This is a genomic window from Anoxybacillus andreesenii (assembly GCF_030813005.1).
Taxonomy (GTDB): Bacteria; Bacillota; Bacilli; order Bacillales; family Cytobacillaceae; genus Robertmurraya; species Robertmurraya andreesenii.
The window spans coordinates 191,000-211,254 of sequence record NZ_JAUSTU010000002.1 but is presented as its reverse complement, the minus strand read 5'-3'; the positions used below and the strand labels follow the sequence as shown (position 1 = coordinate 211,254).

Here is a 20,255-nt window from a genome sequence, read left to right as displayed (position 1 = left end):
CATGAGCATCAATGCTGAAGAAATTAGTGCGCTGATAAAAAAGCAAATTGAAAACTATCAGTCAGAAATTCAAGTGAGTGATGTAGGTACGGTTATCACGGTCGGTGACGGTATCGCTCGTGCTCATGGCCTCGACAATGTCATGGCTGGAGAGCTTCTTGAATTTTCAAATGGCGTTATGGGTATGGCGCAAAACCTTGAAGAAAATAACGTCGGTATCATTATTTTAGGACCTTTTACAGAAATTCGTGAGGGTGACGAGGTACGTCGTACGGGCCGTATCATGGAGGTTCCTGTAGGGGAAGAACTCATCGGACGTGTTGTTAATTCATTGGGTCAGCCAGTAGATGGCATGGGACCAGTAAACACAACAAAGACTCGTCCAATTGAAAGCCCAGCTTTTGGAGTAATGGATCGTAAATCGGTTCATGAGCCGCTTCAAACGGGGATTAAAGCGATTGACGCGCTAGTGCCAATCGGACGTGGTCAACGTGAGTTAATCATCGGTGACCGTCAAACAGGTAAAACATCTGTTGCAGTTGATACCATCCTGAACCAAAAGGATCAGGATATGATTTGTATCTACGTAGCAATCGGACAAAAAGAATCAACGGTTCGTGGACTCGTTGAAACTTTACGTAAAAATGGTGCATTAGATTACACAATTGTTGTAACCGCTTCTGCATCTCAACCAGCTCCATTATTATACCTAGCACCTTATGCGGGTGTATCAATGGCGGAAGAGTTCATGCTCCAAGGAAAACACGTACTAGTCGTATATGATGACTTAACAAAGCAAGCAGCTGCTTATCGTGAGCTTTCCTTATTATTACGTCGTCCTCCAGGTCGTGAAGCGTATCCAGGGGATGTATTCTACCTACACAGCCGTTTACTCGAGCGTGCTGCAAAACTAAGTGATGCAAAGGGTGCTGGTTCAATCACAGCTCTACCTTTTATTGAAACACAAGCAGGGGACGTTTCTGCTTATATTCCTACAAACGTTATCTCCATCACAGATGGACAGATTTTCTTACAATCTGACCTATTTTTCTCTGGTGTACGTCCAGCGATTAACGCAGGTCTTTCTGTATCACGTGTTGGTGGTTCAGCGCAAATTAAAGCGATGAAAAAGGTTTCTGGTACATTGCGTCTAGACCTTGCTTCTTTCCGTGAGTTAGAGTCTTTTGCACAGTTTGGTTCTGACCTTGACAAAGCAACAAAGGCAAAATTAGACCGTGGTGCTCGTACAGTAGAGGTTCTGAAGCAGGATCTAAACAAACCATTAAAAGTAGAAAAACAGGTTGCGATTCTTTATGCCCTCACTCGTGGGTTCCTAGATGATATTCCTGTACACGATATTCGTCGTTTCGAATCTGAGTTCCTAACATGGTTAGACCATAACCGCAAAGATTTGTTAGACCATATCGTCACAACAAAAGATCTTCCTGCTGATGATGATATGGCTGCTGCGATTAATGACTTCAAGAAGACATTCGCAGTAACCGAATAAGGTCTAACTTTAAGGAGGGCAAAAGCCAATTAAAGACAGAGAACGTCGTTTTCTTCTACATTGGCTTTTAGCCTTAACAATCTTTGAAAAGGGTGGTGAGAAGTAAGTGGCATCATTACGCGACATAAAATCACGTATAACCGCTACCCAGAAAATGGGTAAAATTACGAAGGCCATGCAAATGGTATCTGCTTCGAAAATGAGTCGTGCAGAGCAAAATGCAAAGGCATTCGTTCCTTATATGGACAAAATTCAAGAAGTAACTGCTTCAATCGCGTTAGGAAGTAAGGATGCAACGCATCCAATGCTGACCACTCGCCCTGTGAAAAAGACAGGCTATTTAGTGATCACTTCTGACCGAGGACTTGCTGGGTCCTATAACAGTAATATTTTGCGACAAGTATTCCAAACCGTAAAGGAACGTCATAAATCCAACGATGAGTTTGCGATTATTGCCGTCGGTCGTGTGGGTCGTGACTTTTTTAAGAAAAATGGCATGAATGTCGTTCTTGATATTGTCGGATTACCTGATCAGCCAAACTTTGCTGAGATCAAGGATATTGCTAGCAAGACTGTAGGAATGTTCTCAGATGGAACATTAGATGAAATTCACATCTATTACAGTCACTACGTCAATGCGATCAGACAGGACGTAACGGAGAAGAAGCTTTTACCGCTTACAGATATTTCTTCAAGCAATAAGCTTACTTCCTATGAATTTGAGCCGTCTGCTGAAGAGATTTTGGAAGTTCTGCTACCTCAATATGCAGAAAGCCTAATCTATGGCTCTCTCTTAGATAGTAAGGCAAGTGAGCATGCTGCCAGAATGACTGCGATGAGTAGTGCTACAGATAATGCGAATGAAATCATTCGAGCATTAAGTCTTAGCTACAACCGTGCCCGTCAGGCAGCGATCACACAGGAAATCACCGAAATTGTCGGTGGAGCTGCGGCGTTAGAATAATACTTATAAAATAGTACAGATAAATAGGCTAGAATTATCTGGCTTAGGCGCTAGCGAGGCGCCTCCGCATTTCGATTTGTCTAGCTTCAGGCGCTATCAAGGCGCCTTCGCATTTCTGATTGTCTAGCTACGGCGCCTACCCCCTCGAGGTCAGAAGCCAATCCGCCTTGAAGGTTACAGAACAACCTTCCAGTCGGCTTGTCTTCTGCTTGTCGGGGGTAAGCAAGGCGCCTTCGCATTTCTTATTAGGAGGGAAAAAGATGAACAAAGGACGCGTTGTTCAGGTTATGGGTCCGGTTGTTGACGTGAAGTTCGAAAGCGGTCAGCTTCCTGAAATCTATAACGCTTTAACTATCGTTAATAAAGCGCGTAACGAATCTGAGGTTGACATCAACTTAACTCTTGAAGTTGCCCTTCATTTAGGTGATGACACCGTTCGTACGATTGCAATGGCTTCTACTGACGGTCTTACCCGCGGTGTTGAAGTAACTGATACAGGTGCACCAATTTCTGTTCCAGTTGGGGACGTAACACTTGGTCGTGTGTTTAATGTTTTAGGTGACAATATTGACCTTGATGAACCAATCGGTGCAGAAGCTCGTCGTGATCCAATTCACCGAGAAGCACCTAATTTCGAACAGCTTTCAACAGAGGTTGAAATCCTTGAAACTGGAATTAAAGTAGTAGACCTTCTTGCACCATACATCAAAGGTGGAAAAATCGGTCTATTCGGTGGTGCCGGAGTTGGTAAAACCGTATTAATTCAGGAGCTTATTAATAACATCGCTCAAGAGCACGGCGGTATTTCTGTATTCGCTGGTGTTGGAGAGCGTACACGTGAAGGAAACGACCTTTACCATGAAATGACAGATTCAGGTGTTATTAAGAAAACTGCGATGGTATTCGGTCAGATGAACGAGCCACCAGGTGCACGTATGCGTGTTGCCTTGACTGGTTTGACAATGGCAGAATATTTCCGTGATGAACAAGGACAAGACGTTCTTTTCTTCATGGATAACATCTTCCGTTTTACTCAAGCAGGTTCAGAGGTATCTGCTCTTTTAGGACGTATGCCATCTGCCGTTGGTTACCAACCAACACTTGCTACTGAAATGGGTAAACTACAAGAACGTATCACATCTACTAACGTAGGTTCTGTTACATCTATCCAAGCGATTTATGTACCTGCCGATGACTATACAGACCCGGCTCCAGCGACAACATTCGCTCACTTAGATGCAACAACAAACCTTGAGCGAAAGCTTTCTGAGATGGGTATTTACCCTGCTGTGGACCCTCTTGCTTCTACTTCACGTGCTTTGTCTCCTGAAATTGTTGGAGAAGAGCATTACGAGGTTGCTCGTAGAGTTCAGTCCACCCTACAAAAATATCGTGAATTACAGGATATTATTGCCATGTTAGGGATGGACGAGTTATCCGACGAAGACAAAATTGTCGTTCAACGTGCTCGTCGTATCCAAGTATTTTTATCACAAAACTTCCACGTTGCTGAACAGTTTACTGGGCAGCCGGGTTCATATGTACCTGTAAAAGAAACAGTCAAAGGCTTTAAAGAAATTCTTGATGGAAAATGGGATCACCTTCCAGAAGATGCATTCCGTCTAGTTGGACGCATTGAAGACGTGATCGAGAATGCTAAGAGAATGGGCGTAGAGGTCTAACTCTAGACCAGGAGGGTAAAATATGAAGACGATTAAAGTCAGTGTTGTTACTCCTGATGGCCCAGTGTATGAATCAGATGTGGAAATGGTCAGCGTTAAAGCAGAAAGCGGAGAGCTAGGAATTCTACCTGGGCATATTCCAATGGTTGCACCGTTACAAATTAGTGCGGTCCGTCTAAAAAACGGAGGTAAAACGGAATTTGTTGCAGTCAGTGGAGGCCTATTAGAGGTTCGCCCTGAGCAAGTATCCATTTTAGCACAGGCTGCCGAAGTATCAGAAGACATCGATGTTGAACGTGCATTAAAAGCGAAGGAACGTGCAGAACAACGCCTTCGCGAACAAAAGCAGGATAACATTGATTTCAGACGGGCAGAGCTTGCACTACAAAGAGCAATTAACCGCATCAATGTTGCGGGGAAATAACCAATCCAAACACCTTTCAGTTATAGAACTGAGAGGTGTTTTTTTGTCTACTTTTGTCGGTTCGTGCCTAAACAAGCCATTGTTCTTGGTTATTCGAGTAACAGCGAAGAGGGGATGCCAACCGATGAATTATTCATATATGTGCAATATGCCTGTTCAGAGGGAAAATAATAATTTGTTAAAATGTGAACATTTATTGACATTTCTCACATACAAAATATATGGAATAAGATTTAATGGATTATAATGGTTGTTAGTTTGAAGGGGGTTGTTAAATATTGGGTCTAATTTGGCGGGATTTGCATTAAAAATGAATAAGGAAGGGTTTCAAGATTCATAGCTTAAATGTGTCTAACCTTTGTCGACACAACTTTGTAACAATGTTATAATGAATTCGGTTACAAAATATAAGATTTAGAAAAGTTATACGACTTTGGAGGGAAGGGGTATGGAGCTTTTAAACTTATATCAGAATAACTATCTGATCGTGGTAGTGTTTCTATGTCTTGGGGTAATATTACCGGTTGTGGCGCTTACTTTAGCTAAATTGCTACGTCCGAAGCTTCCATCGGAAGCAAAGGCTACTACTTATGAAAGCGGTAACGATCCTTTTGGTGACTCAATTGTTCAGTTCAACGTCCGCTATTATCTTTTTGCCCTATTATTTGTGATTTTTGATGTAGAAACGGTGTTTTTATATCCATGGGCAGTAGCCTATGATAAGCTTGGGATTTTTGCTTTAATCGAAATGTTTATTTTCGTATTCATGCTTCTCATTGGTCTTGTGTATGCATGGAAGAAGAAGGTGTTAAAATGGATTTAAAATTAGAGAACATTTCACCAGAAGAGATGGCAGAGGTAGAGAGATCGGTGTTAATGGCCTCACTCGATCAAATAAAAGCATGGGCTCGGAGCAATTCATTGTGGCCAATGACATTCGGGCTTGCTTGTTGTGCCATCGAAATGATGGCTTCGAGTAGTGCGCATTATGATTTAGACCGTTATGGAACCTTCTATCGTAACTCACCGCGTCAATCAGATGTCATGATTGTCTCTGGGACGGTTACAAAGAAAATGGCGCCGATCCTTAGACGCTTATACGATCAAATGGCTGAGCCGAAATGGGTGATCGCTATGGGTTCCTGTGCAACTGCAGGAGGACCGTATGTGAAGTCTTACTCGGTCGTCAAAGGGGTAGACCAAATCGTTCCTGTTGATGTCTATATTCCGGGCTGTCCACCGAACCCAGCTGCGTTAATCTATGGAATCAATAAATTGAAAGAAAAAATCCGTTACGAGGCGAAAACTGGGAAGAAGGTGATCTAATCGATGAGCGGGGAAAAAGATCTAGAACAGCTAAAAAGAGAGGCTGCTGAAAAAGCAAAGGCCGCTGCTCTAGCAAAAAAGAATGCGAAGGAAGAACAGGAAGCAAAAGCCGCTGCAGAGCCTCCAGCAGAGGATGCTGATATAGCAAAGAAAAAAGCCGCCGCTGCCGCCAAGGCAAAGGCAGCCGCACTAGCGAAAAAGAAAGCCATGGAGCAGCAGGAAGCCGAGGCAACAGCGCCAGCGGAATCGGAAGCGTCAGAGGATGACGATATGGCAAAGAAAAAAGCTGCCGCTGCCGCCAAGGCAAAAGCCGCTGCAGCCGCAAAAGCAAAAGCAAATCGGATGGCCGAGCAGGCTGGAGATGCAGCAGGCGACGATGAAAAGGCAAAGGCAATTGCAGCCGCCAAAGCAAAGGCCGCCGCTGCTGCGAAGGCAAAAGCCGCTGCCAAAGCAAAACAAGAGGGCGAAGCAGCAGGTGATGATGAAAAAGCAAAAGCCATTGCTGCTGCGAAGGCAAAAGCAAAGGCCGCTGCTGCCGCAAAGGCTAGAGCCGCTGCAGGAGGAAAGGCAGAAGCAGCACCAGTTGAAGAAGTAAAGCCTTCAGTAAATCAGCCAACCCTTGATAAATATGTCAAAGTGATTGAAGAGCATCTGGGGAAAGAGGTTTTGGAAGAGTCCTATATTAATAGACTCTCAAAGGATGTTCCAACCCTGGTTGCCAAGAAAGACAGCTATTTTAAAGTGGCAGAGTTTTTGAAATATAATGAGCAGCTCGGCTTTGATTATCTATCGGAGCTGCATGGCGTTGATTATGAATCACATATGGAAGTCTATGTTCACTTGTATTCATACAAAAATAGCCAGTCGGTTGCCCTTAAGGTAAAGCTTGACCGAGATGAACCAACAATCGAGTCATTATGCTCTCTATGGGCTGGTGCAAATTGGCCTGAATGTGAGGCCTATGATTTATTGGGAATCAAATTCTCCAATCATCCAAATTTACACCGCATTTTCTTAGGTGAGGAATGGGTTGGTCATCCGCTTAGAAAAGACTATGAACCGTATGATGTGGAGGTGTGACCATGCTCAGAACAGAAGAATTGCTTTTGAATGTAGGACCTCAGCATCCTAGTACGCACGGTGTTTTTCGCCTTATTCTAAAAATTGACGGGGAGAAAATTAAAGAGGCGCAGCCGGTCATCGGCTACCTCCACCGCGGAACAGAAAAGCTGGCAGAAGACCTTCAATATACGCAAATCATTCCGTATACCGACCGCATGGACTATGTTTCTGCAATGACAAATAATTATGTAATCTGTCATGCAGTAGAAACGATGATGGGGATTAAGGTTCCGGAGCGGGCCGAATACTTAAGAGTGATGGCCATGGAGCTTGGGCGCGTCTCCAGTCATTTGCTATGGTGGGGGACATTTGTACTCGATTTAGGAGCGACAAGCCCACTGCTTTATGCGTTTCGTGAAAGGGAAATGATTCTAAATCTCCTTAATGAACTTTCTGGTGCTCGTCTGACCTTTAACTATATGCGTGTTGGCGGTGTCAAATGGGATGCGCCAGAGGGCTGGGTAGACAAGGTAAAAGAGTTCATTCCCCATATGCGTGAACAGGTTAAGGGATACCATGATCTCGTTACTGGAAACGAAATTTTCTTAAATCGTGTAAAAGGAATCGGTAAATACACGAAAGAGGATGCGCTTAACTACAGTTTAAGTGGTCCGAATCTTCGCTGCACTGGAGTAAAGTGGGATCTACGTAAAAATGAGCCTTATTCCATCTATGATCGCTTTGATTTTGATGTACCCGTGCGGGAGGAAGGCGACGTCTTATCTCGCTATCATGTTCGCTTTGCTGAAATTGAAGAATCACTCAAAATTTTAGAACAAGCCTGCGAGCAATTCCCGGCAGAGGGGGAAATTATGGCGAAGGTGCCAAGAATCATCAAAGCACCAAAGGGAGAAGCATTCGTACGTATTGAATCTCCTCGTGGGGAAATCGGCTGTTACATAGCGAGCGACGGCAAAAAAGAGCCCTACCGCCTGAAATTTAGAAGACCATCATTTTATAATCTACAAATCCTGCCTAAGCTTTTAGAGGGAGAAAGCCTTTCAAACCTAATTGCCATTCTAGGAGCAGTTGATATTATCCTAGGGGAGGTGGATGGTTAATGGTACAAGATTTATTGCACTCACCAGCAGGGCTACAGAACTTTCTGATTTTCTTCGGACTTGCAGTCGTATTGCTTTTGGTTATTCTCGGCTTTGTAACATATGCCATTTTAGCCGAACGGAAGGTATTAGGATTTATGCAGCTGCGCTATGGTCCAAACCAAGTTGGGGGTCCGTGGGGGTTACTTCAAACGGTTGCCGATGTCTTGAAGCTTCTATTAAAGGAAGATACGATGCCGAAGCTCGTGGACAAACCATTGTTTATTATTGCCCCTGTCATTGCGTTTGCACCTTCATTTGTAGTCATTGCAACGCTTCCGTTTACAGACAAATTACAATTTGCAGATATTGGGGTAGGTCTCCTTTATTATATAGCGATTTCTGGACTAACAACGATCGGGATTTTGCTGGCGGGATGGTCATCCAATAATAAATACGCTCTTCTCGGTGGAATGCGTGGAGCCGCTCAGATGATCTCCTACGAAATTCCACTTGTGATGTCTGTATTGGGTGTCGTCCTATTAACAGGTAGCATGAACCTCAATGAAATCGTCGCTGCCCAGGAAAATGTCTGGTACATCCTGCTTCAGCCGATTGGCTTCCTAGTGTTCTTTATTGCATCTGTTGCAGAGCTTAACCGGGTTCCATTTGACCTTCCTGAAGCGGAAAATGAGCTAATCGCTGGTTACTTTATCGAATACTCAGGCTTCCGTTTTGCATTTTTCATGCTGGCGGAATATGTGTATATGTTTGCCATGGCAACACTGACAACCGTTTTATTCCTTGGAGGATGGTTGCCACCGTTTGATTTCCTTGGCTTCATTCCAGGAGCTGTCTGGTTTGCCTTGAAATTCTGTGCAGTCACATTTATTTTGTATTGGTTCCGCAGTACGTTCCCACGTATCCGGGCCGACCAACTGATGGAGTTTGGCTGGAAAATCTTACTCCCAGTCGCACTCGCCAATATCTTCCTAACCGCCATCCTAAAAGAGATCCTTAAACTCTTTTAAACCACAGTTCAAAAAGGTACCTGGTACCATCCGTGGACAAAATGCCGAAAGTGTCCACGTGGGGTGGACACGCAAAAGGGAAGATGAACACTTTCACATAAGGGGTGAAAAAACATGCTTGGATTAGCGAAAGGTTTAAAGTATACCCTTAAAAACTTAACGAAGGAAAAGCCGACCTACGATTATCCGAAGAAGCCAATTCCACTGCCGGATCGTTTCCGCGGCATCCAGAAGTTCTATCCCGAGAAATGTATTGTCTGCAACAACTGTGCGAATATTTGTCCAACAGATTGCATTCAATTAACGGGGAAAAAGCACCCGGATCCTTCCATTAAAAAGAAAATTATTGATACGTACGATATTAACTTTGAAATCTGTATCCTCTGTGACCTTTGTACGGAGGTATGTCCAACAGAAGCGATTGTCATGACCAACAACTTTGAGCTTGCTGAATACAGCCGTGATGAGCTATTCAAAAACCTTGAATGGCTGGATGAAAATGACGAGAATGTTCGGAAGGTGAATAAACCATGACGTTTTCAGGTGAATTACTAGCATTTATTATCCTTGCAATAACGGCGGTCATAGGCGGCGTACTTTTGCTCAATTTAAATAAGGTGGTCCACATGGTGGTGGCACTTATTTTGACCTTTGTTAGCATTGCCGGCATTTTCGTCATGCTTTCCGCTGAATTCGTTGCAGTCGTTCAAATTCTTATTTATGCGGGGTCGATTACGATCATCATGCTCTTTGGAATCATGCTGACTCGCCACCGCGAGACAACTGAGGCAAAAGGGGGAGGCCTACGGAAAATTCTCCTTTTATTAGGGGTATTAGGCTTTGCCTTTGCAGTTTATATTGGCATCTACAATCTAGACCTCAATCCACAGGAAAGCACGCTTCATGTAAATAATGTGGAGCAAATTGGAATGGCCCTGTATACAAAGTACATCATTCCTTTTGAACTCACCTCTGTTGTGCTGCTCGTGGCCCTAATTGGAGCGATTGTGTTAGCCAAGAAAGATGATGAAAAGGAGGCGAATAAGGAATGAGCTCAGTTCCCGTTTCAGCCTACCTGACACTAGCGTTAATTTTGTTTTGCATTGGTTTGTATGGGGCATTGACCAAAAGAAACACGGTTATCGTGCTGATTTCCGTCGAGCTCATGCTCAATGCGGTGAACATTAACCTTGTGGCTTTTAGCAAATATGGCATGATACCCTCGATCACAGGTCAAGTCTTTGCCTTATTTGCCATGGCGGTAGCTGCCGCTGAAGCAGCCGTAGGTCTGGCAATACTTATTGCCCTATACCGAAACCGCAAGACTGTAAATATCGATGAAATAAATTCGATGAAAAACTAGACTCTGCTCTCAATAGCAACAATGATTGAGAATAGAGCCTTTCTCAAAAACTAAGACCTGCTTGCTGCAGGCCTCAATCAAACGCGCGAAAGCTTGGGCTAACAACCAGGCAGCGTGTTCTAAAAGGGGATTGTGATATTGATGGAGAATGCATGGATCATACCGCTTTTCCCGCTTTTCTCATTTTTGTTCCTTCTTCTATTTGGGAAGAAGATGAAAGAAACGAGTGCTTATATTGGCATCTTCTTCACGCTCGCAGCTTTCATCTATTCCTTGGTGGTGTTGTTTGACCGCTTCAACCACCCGACGTTTAAAGCCGAAGCAAATTGGCTTTCAATAGGGGATGTTCAATTAACAGCGGGTTTTGAAGTCAATCAGTTAAATGCATTAATGCTCGTCATCGTATCGCTTGTCAGCTTTCTCGTACATACCTACTCAAAGGGCTACATGCACGGTGATGATCGCTTTCACATTTTTTACGCTTATTTAGGATTGTTTACCTTTGCAATGCTAGGGCTTGTTCTTTCCCCGAACCTATTGCAAACGTATATCTTCTGGGAGCTTGTTGGCGTCGGGTCCTTCCTCTTAATTGGTTTCTATTTTTACAAAGAGGAAGCGAAGGCCGCTGCCAAAAAGGCTTTTATCATGACAAGAATCGGAGATGTCGGCCTTCTTATCGGAATGATTCTATTATTCTGGCAGGTGGGCAGCTTCGAGTATGATGAGATTTTCCTCGCTGTTGAAAATGGAGCCGTTTCTGCAGGAATGATTACCCTTACGGCGATTCTAATTTTCATTGGAGCTGTCGGGAAATCTGGTCAGTTTCCACTTCATACTTGGCTTCCGGATGCTATGGAAGGTCCAACACCTGTATCGGCTTTAATTCACGCTGCTACGATGGTTGCAGCAGGGGTTTATTTAGTCGCTGCATTGTTCCCGCTCTTTACAGCGAGCAAGACAGCACTCTTGACCATTGCGGTCGTTGGAGCCATTACAGCAATATTTGCCGCGAGCATTGGCCTCGTCCAAACGGATATTAAAAGAGTACTAGCCTACTCGACGGTTTCACAGCTTGGCTATATGATGCTCGCGCTCGGTTCGGCTGGCTATGTAGCAGGGGTTTTCCACTTAATGACCCATGCTTTCTTCAAAGCCCTATTGTTCCTTGCTGCTGGTAGTGTAATCCATGCTGTCCACACTCAGAACATCGAAGAGATGGGTGGACTATGGAAAAAGCTGCGTCTAACGGGTCCGCTCTTCCTGATTGGAACACTGGCGATTAGTGGCGTTCCACTGTTCTCTGGCTTCTTCAGTAAGGATGAAATCTTAATTGCAGCCTGGGCACATGGCAATACCGCTCTGTTCTGGCTAGCTGTTGTCGCTGCCTTCTTCACTGCATTCTATATGTTCCGCCTTTTCTTCATGGTGTTCACGGGAGAAGCACGTAGCAACATGAAGAATGTGCATGAATCACCAGCTATGATGACGTTCCCAATGATTGTCCTGGGAATCCTTGCTGTTGTCGCGGGCTACGTGAACACTCCTTGGTTTGGCACATTCCTTGGAGATTGGCTTGTAGAAGGAAATGCAGCTCTTGGACACGGTCATATTGAAGGACCAGCCTGGATTATGATCGTCGCAACGGTTGTTTCCTTGCTTGGAATTTTCCTAGCATGGCTCATGTATGGAAAGAGGACACTTTCAAGAGATTGGCTTTCATCTCGAGCGCCATACACCTATAAGCTGCTATACAACAAATACTACATGGATGAGCTGTACGGCGTGACCGTTGTCAAAGCAACGAAATTCTTTTCTGTCTTCCTTAGCTATATTGAGGCCTTTATTGTAGAGGGACTCGTCAAGACGGTTGCCGGAATCGTTCAAGGCTTTGGAAAAATCGGCTCAAAAATCCAAAACGGTCAAATCCAAACGTACGGTACATTTGCCTTTGTTGGTCTAGCCGTCTTAATCGTCATTTATGCATTAACAGGGGGGTACTTAAAATGAATGAGTTCTTTTTATCCATCTTAGTCTTCTCCCCTTTAGTAGGAATCCTGGTGCTTGCCTTCTTGCCAAAGACACAGGAATCCAATATTAAGTTTGTTGGTTTTTTGGCAACCTTGCCAGCGCTCGTCTTATCGCTCTTTGCCTTTTTTCAACATTTAGGTGGAGGGAACATCGATCAGTACGATGTGAAGGTGAATTGGATCCACTTTGGCGATTTTGCTGAAATGGGCTTGTTTAAGATTGATTATGAGCTGGGATTGAATGGATTTTCCCTCATCTTAATCGTCTTAACAGCGGTGTTATCGACACTTGCAGCGATTGCCTCCATTCATATTAAGAAAGAATGGAAAGGCTATTTTATGCTCTTCCTACTTCTTGAGATCGGAATGCTCGGTGTCTTTGTGGCTCAAAACTTAATCTTATTCTTCATTTTCTTTGAAATTACGATGATTCCGATGTTCTTCCTAATCGGAAAATGGGGTTATTTTGAAAAAGAAAAGGCGGCTTATAGTTATTTAATCTATAATGGCCTCGGTTCTGCGATTCTATTGATTGTCATCATGGTTCTGTTTGCCAGAACAGGCACCTCCAATATTGAGGCGCTGGCAAAAATCATGGCGATGGAGGATCCAGCAACGGTTTCGCCTTTTTCTGATTCATTAAAAATGGGATTGATGATTGCTCTTCTCATCGCCTTCGGTGTGAAGCTGCCCATCTTCCCATTGCATACATGGATGCTTCGCGTGCACGTTCAGGCACCACCATCCATCGTCATGCTCCACTCTGGGGTTCTACTAAAAATTGGTGCGTTCGGTTTGATTCGCTTTGGAATGGGGATTTTCCCAGAGCAGTTTGAATCGCTTGCGGTGCTGATAGTTATCCTTGGAGTTGTCAATCTTTTATACGGAGCCTTCCTTGCATTTTTGCAGGAGGATTTCAAAATGGTTCTCGCCTATTCGTCGATTTCCCATATGGGAATTGTCTTGATGGGAGTAGGAGCATTAAATGAAGCAGGGATTCAAGGAGCGATTTTCCAGGTCGTTTCCCACGGGTTAATTTCTGCCTTGCTCTTCTTCCTTGTCGGTGTATTCTACGAGCGTTTCCATACATCCACCATTATGAACCTAGGTGGAATGGCAAAAGGGATGCCACTTACAGCGGGATTCTTGTTAGCTGGGGCAATGGCATCACTTGGTCTACCAGGCATGTCAGGGTTTGTCAGTGAGTTCATGGCCTTCCTTGGATTGTTTGAGGAAATGCCAATCTTAGCGGCCATCGGATGTATTGGAATCATTATGACAGCTGTCTATTTATTGCGTGCCACACTGGGCATAACCTACGGCAAAGCTCATCGTGAATTTGCTGGAGTTACTGATTTGAAAGCAGCAGAATTTGTGCCAGTTTTAGTATTAACGGCGCTGATTGTGTTGATTGGCGTATACCCAAGTGTACTAAGCGAGCCATTGCAAGCCACACTTGAGACTATCATGCTTGGGTTAGGGGGTTGATTTGAATGGATTTAGATACAATTTTGTCATTTGAATGGGGTGCGATGGCACCGGAGTTTATCATTCTAGGTGTTGCGACCATTCTATCCATTGTCGACCTGTTTGCACCAAAGCATTTTAATCGAAGAATCTTGGGCTGGATTGGCTTTGCGGGGATTTTAGTAGCTCTCGGAGCGCTCATCAATTTAATAGAATTAGAGCCAATATCGATTCTATACGATACTTTTAGACTCGATTCTTTTGCCAAAGCCTTTAAGATTCTCTTATTACTTGGCGCAGCCCTCGTCATGATTTTAGCCGTGAGCTATAAGCCGAAGGAAGAGATGGAAGAATTTAAAGGGGAATTCTACTATCTTCTACTGGCAGGACTCCTCGGTACGATGATGATGGCTTCAAGTGGGGACTTAATCACGCTATTTATTGGATTGGAGCTTCTTTCTCTTTCCTCTTATATACTTGCAGGAATCAGGAAAAAGCATTTGCCTTCCAATGAATCAGCGATGAAATATGTGATTAATGGCAGTATTTCAACGGCGATCACGCTGTTTGGAATGAGCTATGTGTACGGGTTAACGGGTACGACAAACCTAATTGAAATGGCTGCTAGTCTGCCGAATCTTGCGGATTCACAATATATTTACCTGCTTGGCCTCGCCTTTTTCATGATTTTTGTCGGCTTATCCTTTAAACTGGCAACCGTTCCTTATCATATGTGGGCACCGGATGTGTATCAGGGGGCAGCAACGCCTGTTACAGCCTTCTTAAGCGTTGTTTCCAAGACAGCAGGCTTTGTCATTGTCCTCCGTGTAATCTTGGTTATTTACTTGAATACACCAGCAGGAGCGTCTGGCGTCGATGCGACTACACGTCTATTAATCTCGGTTCAAGATTACATTGCTGTCCTTGCTGGAGCAACGATGATTATTGGAAATGTCATCGCCTTAAGACAACGAAATATAAAGCGATTATTTGCATACTCAAGCATCGCACATGCAGGTTACCTGCTTGTCGCAGTAACTGCCCTTTCGACATTCATGTTTGATGCGTTATGGTTCTATTTAGGAGCATACCTATTTATGAACTTAGGGGCATTCGCAGTGATTCAGCTGATGACGGAGAAAACAGACAACGAAGATATCGGTCAGTTTGCCGGATTGTATCAGAGGTCACCATGGCTAGCTGTTGCTATGGGAGTATTCATCCTCTCACTAGCCGGAATTCCAGGAACAGCAGGCTTTATCGGGAAGCTGAATATCTTCATGGGGGCTTTAATTCAAGAGCCAGCCCATTATGTACTAGCTTCCGTCATGATCGCAACAACGGTCGTATCGTATTTCTATTATTTCGGTATTTTAACGCAGATCTTCTTCAGACCATCTGCTATCGAAGTGCCAACCGAAAAAACAAAAATGCCAGCTGGAATTGGCGTCGTGATCGGGCTTTGCGTCATTGCAACCATTTTCTTTGGTCTATTCCCGAACACCGCGTTGGATTTCTTCCATACGAATTTCAATGGCTTTAATGATTTTTTAAAGTAGTCTGACGGGGGGAGTCAGATTAAACAAGGGGTTCTATATAGTTCGTGAAAAGAAGGGGAAAAGGGGCCCCTTCTTTTTCTATGGAGTAAGAATATTGTCAAACCCAGTCCAATTAAAAGTCGATCTTCTTTCCAGTCAATCGTGAAACCTTTCCACTGCATATTCGTCAAATAGGGAGGCATCCTTTATTACATACCAAAGGAGGGATGGTCCATGGTCTCAAGCTTTGGGCACCAAGCTTTAATCAGCATTATTTCCCACCTAGTTTTTATTGCGATCGCATGGTGGGCATTACAAAGCATAAATTACGAAAAATTGCTTCGGGGAAACCATGTATTCCAAGCACGGGTACTTTTTATATTATTATCCATTGTCATCGGTTCAACCGTCAGTAATTTTTTCCTCGATTACTTACTATGGTCACAGCAGTTACCCATGATATTCCAATAAGGGGTAAATTCCTATAGAAGTCAGGGCTTATAGCTTGTATTAAAAGGGAAAATATCTAGTAAAGATAGGCCTTCATACCTTTTCTAATTATGAGGATATTCGGTACAATTCTCTTTGTGTGAATAAATCCGACAATTGGGATATTGTCAAAAACTGACGACTCGTTTTTTGTATGCTCTGTCTCGCCTTGGTAACAATGATACTAAGGGGAGGAATACAAAATGGGGAAAAAAATCATTGCATTATTCACATCAATTGGTATTATTGGAGTTCTTTTGCTGTATGTAAATGGGAAAATAGCGATCGCAAACGAGAATCAGGACCTATTGACACTAGTGACAATTTTAGAAAGTGAGAATATAGATATCAATGGATGGTCTCTACACGCAAGGGAAAAATATGAAACAAAACGGCTAGAGGATGTACAAAAGCATGTCGAGCAGCTCAAAAAGAATTTTCCAGATTGGACATGGAGGATTTCCTCTGACGCTAAAAAGTGGCAAGCCATCGCTTCTCGAACGTCTTCCGAAGGAATAGAAGAGAGCATTCAAGTTTTATCTACCCTCACAACACAAAATCCACAAACTTACATGATTTATGAAGCCCGTGGCAAGAATTTTACGGGAAAAACAGAGCAATTTATTAAAGAAGATGTAACAAGGAAAATTTCTGACATTTTTCGTGGAAATACCACATTTTTCTCTTGTATAAAAGGTGAAATCAATGATAAGATGAATACGACTTTGCCTTTTACTGTAAATAAGATACTTGACAAGTTTCAGGCAGTAGAAGTGGAGTCCCTAAAAGAAACAAATTTTATCTCGACATCTGCCTATTCGCCATTATTGGCCAATGGTTTGAGGACAACCAAGAATAACATGAATTTGCAGCTAGGAGTTCGGGCAGAAGGATTAGGCGCCAAAACGACCCTCGTAGTTGGCACACCAATCATAACGATTGAATATTAATATAGAGAAATTGGACGCGGAGGGGAATACACTTGGAAAAAATCATCGTCCGCGGCGGTAGAAGGCTTAGCGGTTCTGTGAAAGTAGAAGGAGCAAAGAATGCAGTTTTGCCGGTTATTGCCGCAACATTATTAGCAAGTGACGGAAGAAGCGTAATTCGGGATGTACCAACTCTCTCCGATGTGTACACGATCAATGAAGTATTACGCTATTTAAACGCCGATGTGGAGTTTAAAAATAACGAAGTCACTGTTGATGCATCACGCGAGTTAAACATTGAAGCACCCTTTGAATATGTACGAAAAATGCGTGCTTCCGTCTTAGTTATGGGATCACTACTTGCAAGAAATGGCCGTGCTCGTGTCGCCTTGCCAGGTGGTTGCGCCATTGGTTCTAGGCCGATTGATCAACATCTCAAAGGCTTTGAAGCAATGGGAGCAACGGTGAAGGTTGGAAACGGCTTTATTGAAGCAGAGGTAGATGGCCGCCTTCATGGAGCTAAGATTTATTTGGATTTCCCGAGCGTAGGAGCAACGGAAAATATTATGATGGCTGCGACCCTAGCACAGGGTACAACCATTTTAGAAAATGTGGCGAAGGAACCAGAGATTGTTGATTTAGCCAATTTCCTCAACAAAATGGGGGCAAAGGTTCGCGGTGCTGGTACAGGAACGATTCGAATTGAAGGTGTCGACGTCCTATTTGGCGCAGACCATACGATCATCCCTGATCGTATTGAAGCAGGTACCTTCATGGTAGCGGCTGCCATTACAGGTGGGAATGTCCTTGTCAAAGGAGCTGTTCCTGAGCATTTAACCTCCCTTATTGCAAAAATGGAGGAAATGGGAGTTATTTTTGAAGAGGAAGCGGAAGGGCTAAGGGTGCTGGGGCCTGAGCGCCTAAGAGCGGTTGATATTAAAACGATGCCACATCCAGGCTTCCCAACGGATATGCAATCACAGATGATGGCGTTGTTACTCAATGCCCAAGGAACAAGCATGATTACGGAAACGGTCTTTGAAAATCGTTTCATGCATGTCGAAGAATTCCGCAGAATGAACGCAGATATCAAGATTGAAGGTCGATCCGTTATCTTAAATGGCCCTTCCAATCTTCAGGGAGCGGAAGTAGCGGCTACCGATCTTCGCGCTGCAGCTGCTTTGATTTTATCAGGCTTAGTTGCAGAAGGAACCACGAGAGTGACAGAGCTGAAGCACCTGGACCGTGGCTATGTAAACTTCCATCATAAGCTAGCAAATCTTGGTGCAGATATTGAACGTGTTAATGACATGGAAGAAAGAGTTGCGATTCAAGAGGCTTATATTGCTGATTTAAATGCATAAGAACTCACCAAAAACCGTGAAATGGTCTCACCATTTGCGGTTTTTATTTTTGCTTTCAGAATGGCGGATTTTTTTTCTCACCATAAGATATTGTGGATGAGACTTGCGGAAATTATACACATTTTTAGTTCTATTGGCTTGTCCATTCCCATATGTATAAGTGAATACAAACTTACATATGGAGGCTCTAGCATGAAAAATATGAAACCAATCGCCGTTTTAGCCGCAGTACTATTTGCCGTCACACTGATCATTCCGACAGCACTGGTCCTCCCTTTTATGGAAAAAACAACGGGCAAGCTTGATGAGGATCTTGAAGGGAAAGAAATCAAAGTGGAATCAAACGAGCCCGCTATTGAGGTAGCGGTTTATCGCGCCGGTCAGGAAAAGATTGAGAACCTGCCGCTCGAGGAATATATTGTAGGGGTTGTCGCAGCAGAGATGCCAGCAGATTTTGAATTAGAAGCCCTAAAGGCTCAGGCGATAACAGCAAGAACTTATTTTGCGTACCTAATGAATGGAGAAAAAAAGGGTGTTCCTGAAGGTGCCGATGTGACCGATACGGAAAATCATCAAGTGTACAAAAGTGATGAAGAGTTGAGGAAGCAGTGGGGGAAGGATTATCAAAAGAGGGTAAAGAAAATTCGTGAAGCAGTTCAAGCAACGAGCGGACAAATTTTAACCTATGAAGGAGCTCCGATTTATTCTGCATTCTTCTCCACAAGCAACGGTTTTACAGAGAACTCTGAGGATTACTGGTCGAGTCCACGGCCGTATCTAAAGAGTGTGGAAAGTCCATGGGACGTCAATACGGAAAAATTCAACGGGCAAAAGGTAGTATCTATTAAGGAGTTCGAAAAAAAGCTCGGTGTAAAGCTGACAAATAGCAGTGAAGTTGGCAAGATCCTCGAAAGGACAAAGGGCAATCGCGTCGGAAAGGTCGATATCAACGGCAAAGTATTGACCGGAAAGGATATTCGGGAGACACTCGAACTAAAATCCTCCGACTTCACCTGGGAACGAAAAGGAAAAAATATCGTCATTAATACAAAGGGTTTCGGTCATGGAGTAGGAATGAGTCAATTCGGGGCAAACGGGATGGCCAAAGAGGGAAAGACCTATAAAGAAATTGTCCAGCATTACTACCAGGGAGTTCAAATTGACACCGGGACCAACCTCCTTGCCAAAGTCACCGCCAAAAAATAACAGGCTCTTAAAGAATAGGGTACAGGATCCAAGCGATTCGTGTACCCTATTTTTGTTTGTGAGGGTAAAAGTTGAGTATACGGCTTATTGGTGCCTGAATGGAGAGAGAATAGTGAGAAAGAGTACTCAATAGGGGTCATTGACCCCTGAACGGATGGAGAAAAGAGAGAAAGAGTGTCCAATAGGGGGTATTGGAACCTGAACTCCTAGAAAAAAGACAGCACGAGTACCCAATAGAGGTTACTGGATACTACACCTAGTCAGAAAAGAGCTCAATGGCCCCCAGATATTTGCTCACCTCATTTCCCTACAAAAAAGCCACTAAACCACCGAAACCCATGCCTTCGATAGCCTCGCATAACAAAATAATAAGCCACTAATACCCCAATCGTATCCTTTACAAAGTCAATGACGGTTGCTGAGCGGTATGGAACAAAGGATTGATGGAATTCATCGAGCAGACCATAGCTAATTGCAATCCCTGCACAAACCATGCTCAAGCCCCTTGAAAATTGTCCGCTTGTTAAAACAGCCGCAACCGAAAGCAAATACAGGATTGCAAACTCCACAAGATGCATGGACTCTTTGAAAAAGCGGTCAACGGAAGAGTCTGGGAGTTCCACGACAGCATTATGCGGCAAACTTGAAAGAATCCAAACCAATAGCATGTAAGCAAACGGCAGTAGCCTCACAACCCATTTCAAAAATCTTTTCATAATAATTTCCCCTATCCAAAAGGTCTTTTCCTACGAAAATGGTTATGAAATGGCCTT

The 20,255-nt window shown here is 43.7% G+C and carries 20 protein-coding genes; 19 read left to right on the top strand and 1 reads right to left on the bottom strand.

All coding sequences use genetic code 11. The features are described from left to right. The first annotated feature begins 1 nt into the window (after position 1). The 19 genes from atpA (at position 2) to spoIID (ending at position 19,482) form a co-directional block, all read left to right on the top strand. Entirely contained in the window at positions 2 to 1,510 is a 1,509-nt protein-coding gene (atpA, locus tag J2S07_RS02985; protein ID WP_307148914.1) for a F0F1 ATP synthase subunit alpha, read from the top strand. 106 nt (positions 1,511 to 1,616) lie between these two features. Beyond that, entirely contained in the window at positions 1,617 to 2,474 is an 858-nt protein-coding gene (gene atpG, locus J2S07_RS02980) for an ATP synthase F1 subunit gamma (protein ID WP_307148913.1), read from the top strand. A 260-nt stretch (positions 2,475 to 2,734) separates the two neighbouring features. Beyond that, entirely contained in the window at positions 2,735 to 4,156 is a 1,422-nt protein-coding gene (atpD, locus tag J2S07_RS02975) for a F0F1 ATP synthase subunit beta (RefSeq protein ID WP_307148912.1), read from the top strand. Between the two features lie 22 nt (positions 4,157 to 4,178). Further along, positions 4,179 to 4,580, top strand: a complete 402-nt coding sequence (locus J2S07_RS02970; protein WP_307148911.1) for a F0F1 ATP synthase subunit epsilon — start codon at positions 4,179 to 4,181, stop codon at positions 4,578 to 4,580. Between the two features lie 448 nt (positions 4,581 to 5,028). Further along, the gene (locus tag J2S07_RS02965; RefSeq protein WP_307148910.1) at positions 5,029 to 5,403 is read left to right on the top strand and encodes an NADH-quinone oxidoreductase subunit A; all 375 of its coding nucleotides are present in this window, start codon (positions 5,029 to 5,031) and stop codon (positions 5,401 to 5,403) included. Continuing rightward, positions 5,394 to 5,906 (top strand): NuoB/complex I 20 kDa subunit family protein, encoded by a 513-nt coding sequence (locus tag J2S07_RS02960; RefSeq protein WP_307148909.1) that lies wholly within the window; start codon positions 5,394 to 5,396, stop codon positions 5,904 to 5,906. Before J2S07_RS02965 ends, J2S07_RS02960 begins: the two co-directional genes overlap by 10 nt. A gap of 3 nt (positions 5,907 to 5,909) precedes the next feature. After that, positions 5,910 to 6,986 carry an NADH-quinone oxidoreductase subunit C gene (locus J2S07_RS02955; RefSeq protein ID WP_307148908.1) on the top strand — a complete coding sequence of 359 codons (1,077 nt, stop codon included), beginning with the start codon at positions 5,910 to 5,912 and terminating at the stop codon, positions 6,984 to 6,986. A gap of 2 nt (positions 6,987 to 6,988) precedes the next feature. After that, entirely contained in the window at positions 6,989 to 8,089 is a 1,101-nt protein-coding gene (locus tag J2S07_RS02950) for an NADH-quinone oxidoreductase subunit D (RefSeq protein WP_307148907.1), read from the top strand. Continuing rightward, entirely contained in the window at positions 8,089 to 9,099 is a 1,011-nt protein-coding gene (nuoH, locus tag J2S07_RS02945) for an NADH-quinone oxidoreductase subunit NuoH (protein ID WP_307148906.1), read from the top strand. Before J2S07_RS02950 ends, nuoH begins: the two co-directional genes overlap by 1 nt. Positions 9,100 to 9,213: 114 nt before the next feature. Further along, positions 9,214 to 9,633: an NADH-quinone oxidoreductase subunit NuoI gene (gene nuoI, locus J2S07_RS02940; protein WP_307148905.1), complete on the top strand. Its 420-nt coding sequence runs from the start codon at positions 9,214 to 9,216 to the stop codon at positions 9,631 to 9,633. After that, complete coding sequence (locus J2S07_RS02935; RefSeq protein ID WP_307148904.1) at positions 9,630 to 10,151, top strand: NADH-quinone oxidoreductase subunit J; 522 nt, start codon at positions 9,630 to 9,632, stop codon at positions 10,149 to 10,151. Before nuoI ends, J2S07_RS02935 begins: the two co-directional genes overlap by 4 nt. Further along, complete coding sequence (gene nuoK / locus J2S07_RS02930; protein ID WP_307148903.1) at positions 10,148 to 10,462, top strand: NADH-quinone oxidoreductase subunit NuoK; 315 nt, start codon at positions 10,148 to 10,150, stop codon at positions 10,460 to 10,462. Before J2S07_RS02935 ends, nuoK begins: the two co-directional genes overlap by 4 nt. Positions 10,463 to 10,600: 138 nt before the next feature. After that, positions 10,601 to 12,469, top strand: coding sequence for an NADH-quinone oxidoreductase subunit L (gene nuoL, locus J2S07_RS02925; protein WP_307148902.1), 1,869 nt, complete (start codon positions 10,601 to 10,603; stop codon positions 12,467 to 12,469). Continuing rightward, positions 12,466 to 13,977: an NADH-quinone oxidoreductase subunit M gene (locus J2S07_RS02920; RefSeq protein ID WP_307148901.1), complete on the top strand. Its 1,512-nt coding sequence runs from the start codon at positions 12,466 to 12,468 to the stop codon at positions 13,975 to 13,977. Before nuoL ends, J2S07_RS02920 begins: the two co-directional genes overlap by 4 nt. Before the next feature lie 5 nt (positions 13,978 to 13,982). Next, positions 13,983 to 15,515 (top strand): NADH-quinone oxidoreductase subunit NuoN, encoded by a 1,533-nt coding sequence (nuoN, locus tag J2S07_RS02915; RefSeq protein WP_307148900.1) that lies wholly within the window; start codon positions 13,983 to 13,985, stop codon positions 15,513 to 15,515. A 213-nt stretch (positions 15,516 to 15,728) separates the two neighbouring features. Next, on the top strand, positions 15,729 to 15,965 hold the full coding sequence (locus J2S07_RS02910; RefSeq protein ID WP_307148899.1) for a DUF1146 family protein: 237 nt from the start codon (positions 15,729 to 15,731) through the stop codon (positions 15,963 to 15,965). A gap of 221 nt (positions 15,966 to 16,186) precedes the next feature. Next, positions 16,187 to 16,933 (top strand): YwmB family TATA-box binding protein, encoded by a 747-nt coding sequence (locus J2S07_RS02905; protein ID WP_307148898.1) that lies wholly within the window; start codon positions 16,187 to 16,189, stop codon positions 16,931 to 16,933. Positions 16,934 to 16,965: 32 nt separating this feature from the next. Then, positions 16,966 to 18,276, top strand: coding sequence for a UDP-N-acetylglucosamine 1-carboxyvinyltransferase (murA, locus tag J2S07_RS02900; RefSeq protein ID WP_307148897.1), 1,311 nt, complete (start codon positions 16,966 to 16,968; stop codon positions 18,274 to 18,276). Between the two features lie 192 nt (positions 18,277 to 18,468). Beyond that, positions 18,469 to 19,482, top strand: a complete 1,014-nt coding sequence (gene spoIID, locus J2S07_RS02895) for a stage II sporulation protein D (protein WP_307148896.1) — start codon at positions 18,469 to 18,471, stop codon at positions 19,480 to 19,482. A 299-nt stretch (positions 19,483 to 19,781) separates the two neighbouring features. Here spoIID and J2S07_RS02890 read toward each other — a convergent pair whose 3' ends face one another. Then, positions 19,782 to 20,198: a VanZ family protein gene (locus J2S07_RS02890; protein ID WP_307148895.1), complete on the bottom strand. Its 417-nt coding sequence runs from the start codon at positions 20,196 to 20,198 to the stop codon at positions 19,782 to 19,784. Between the last annotated feature and the right edge of the window lie 57 nt (positions 20,199 to 20,255).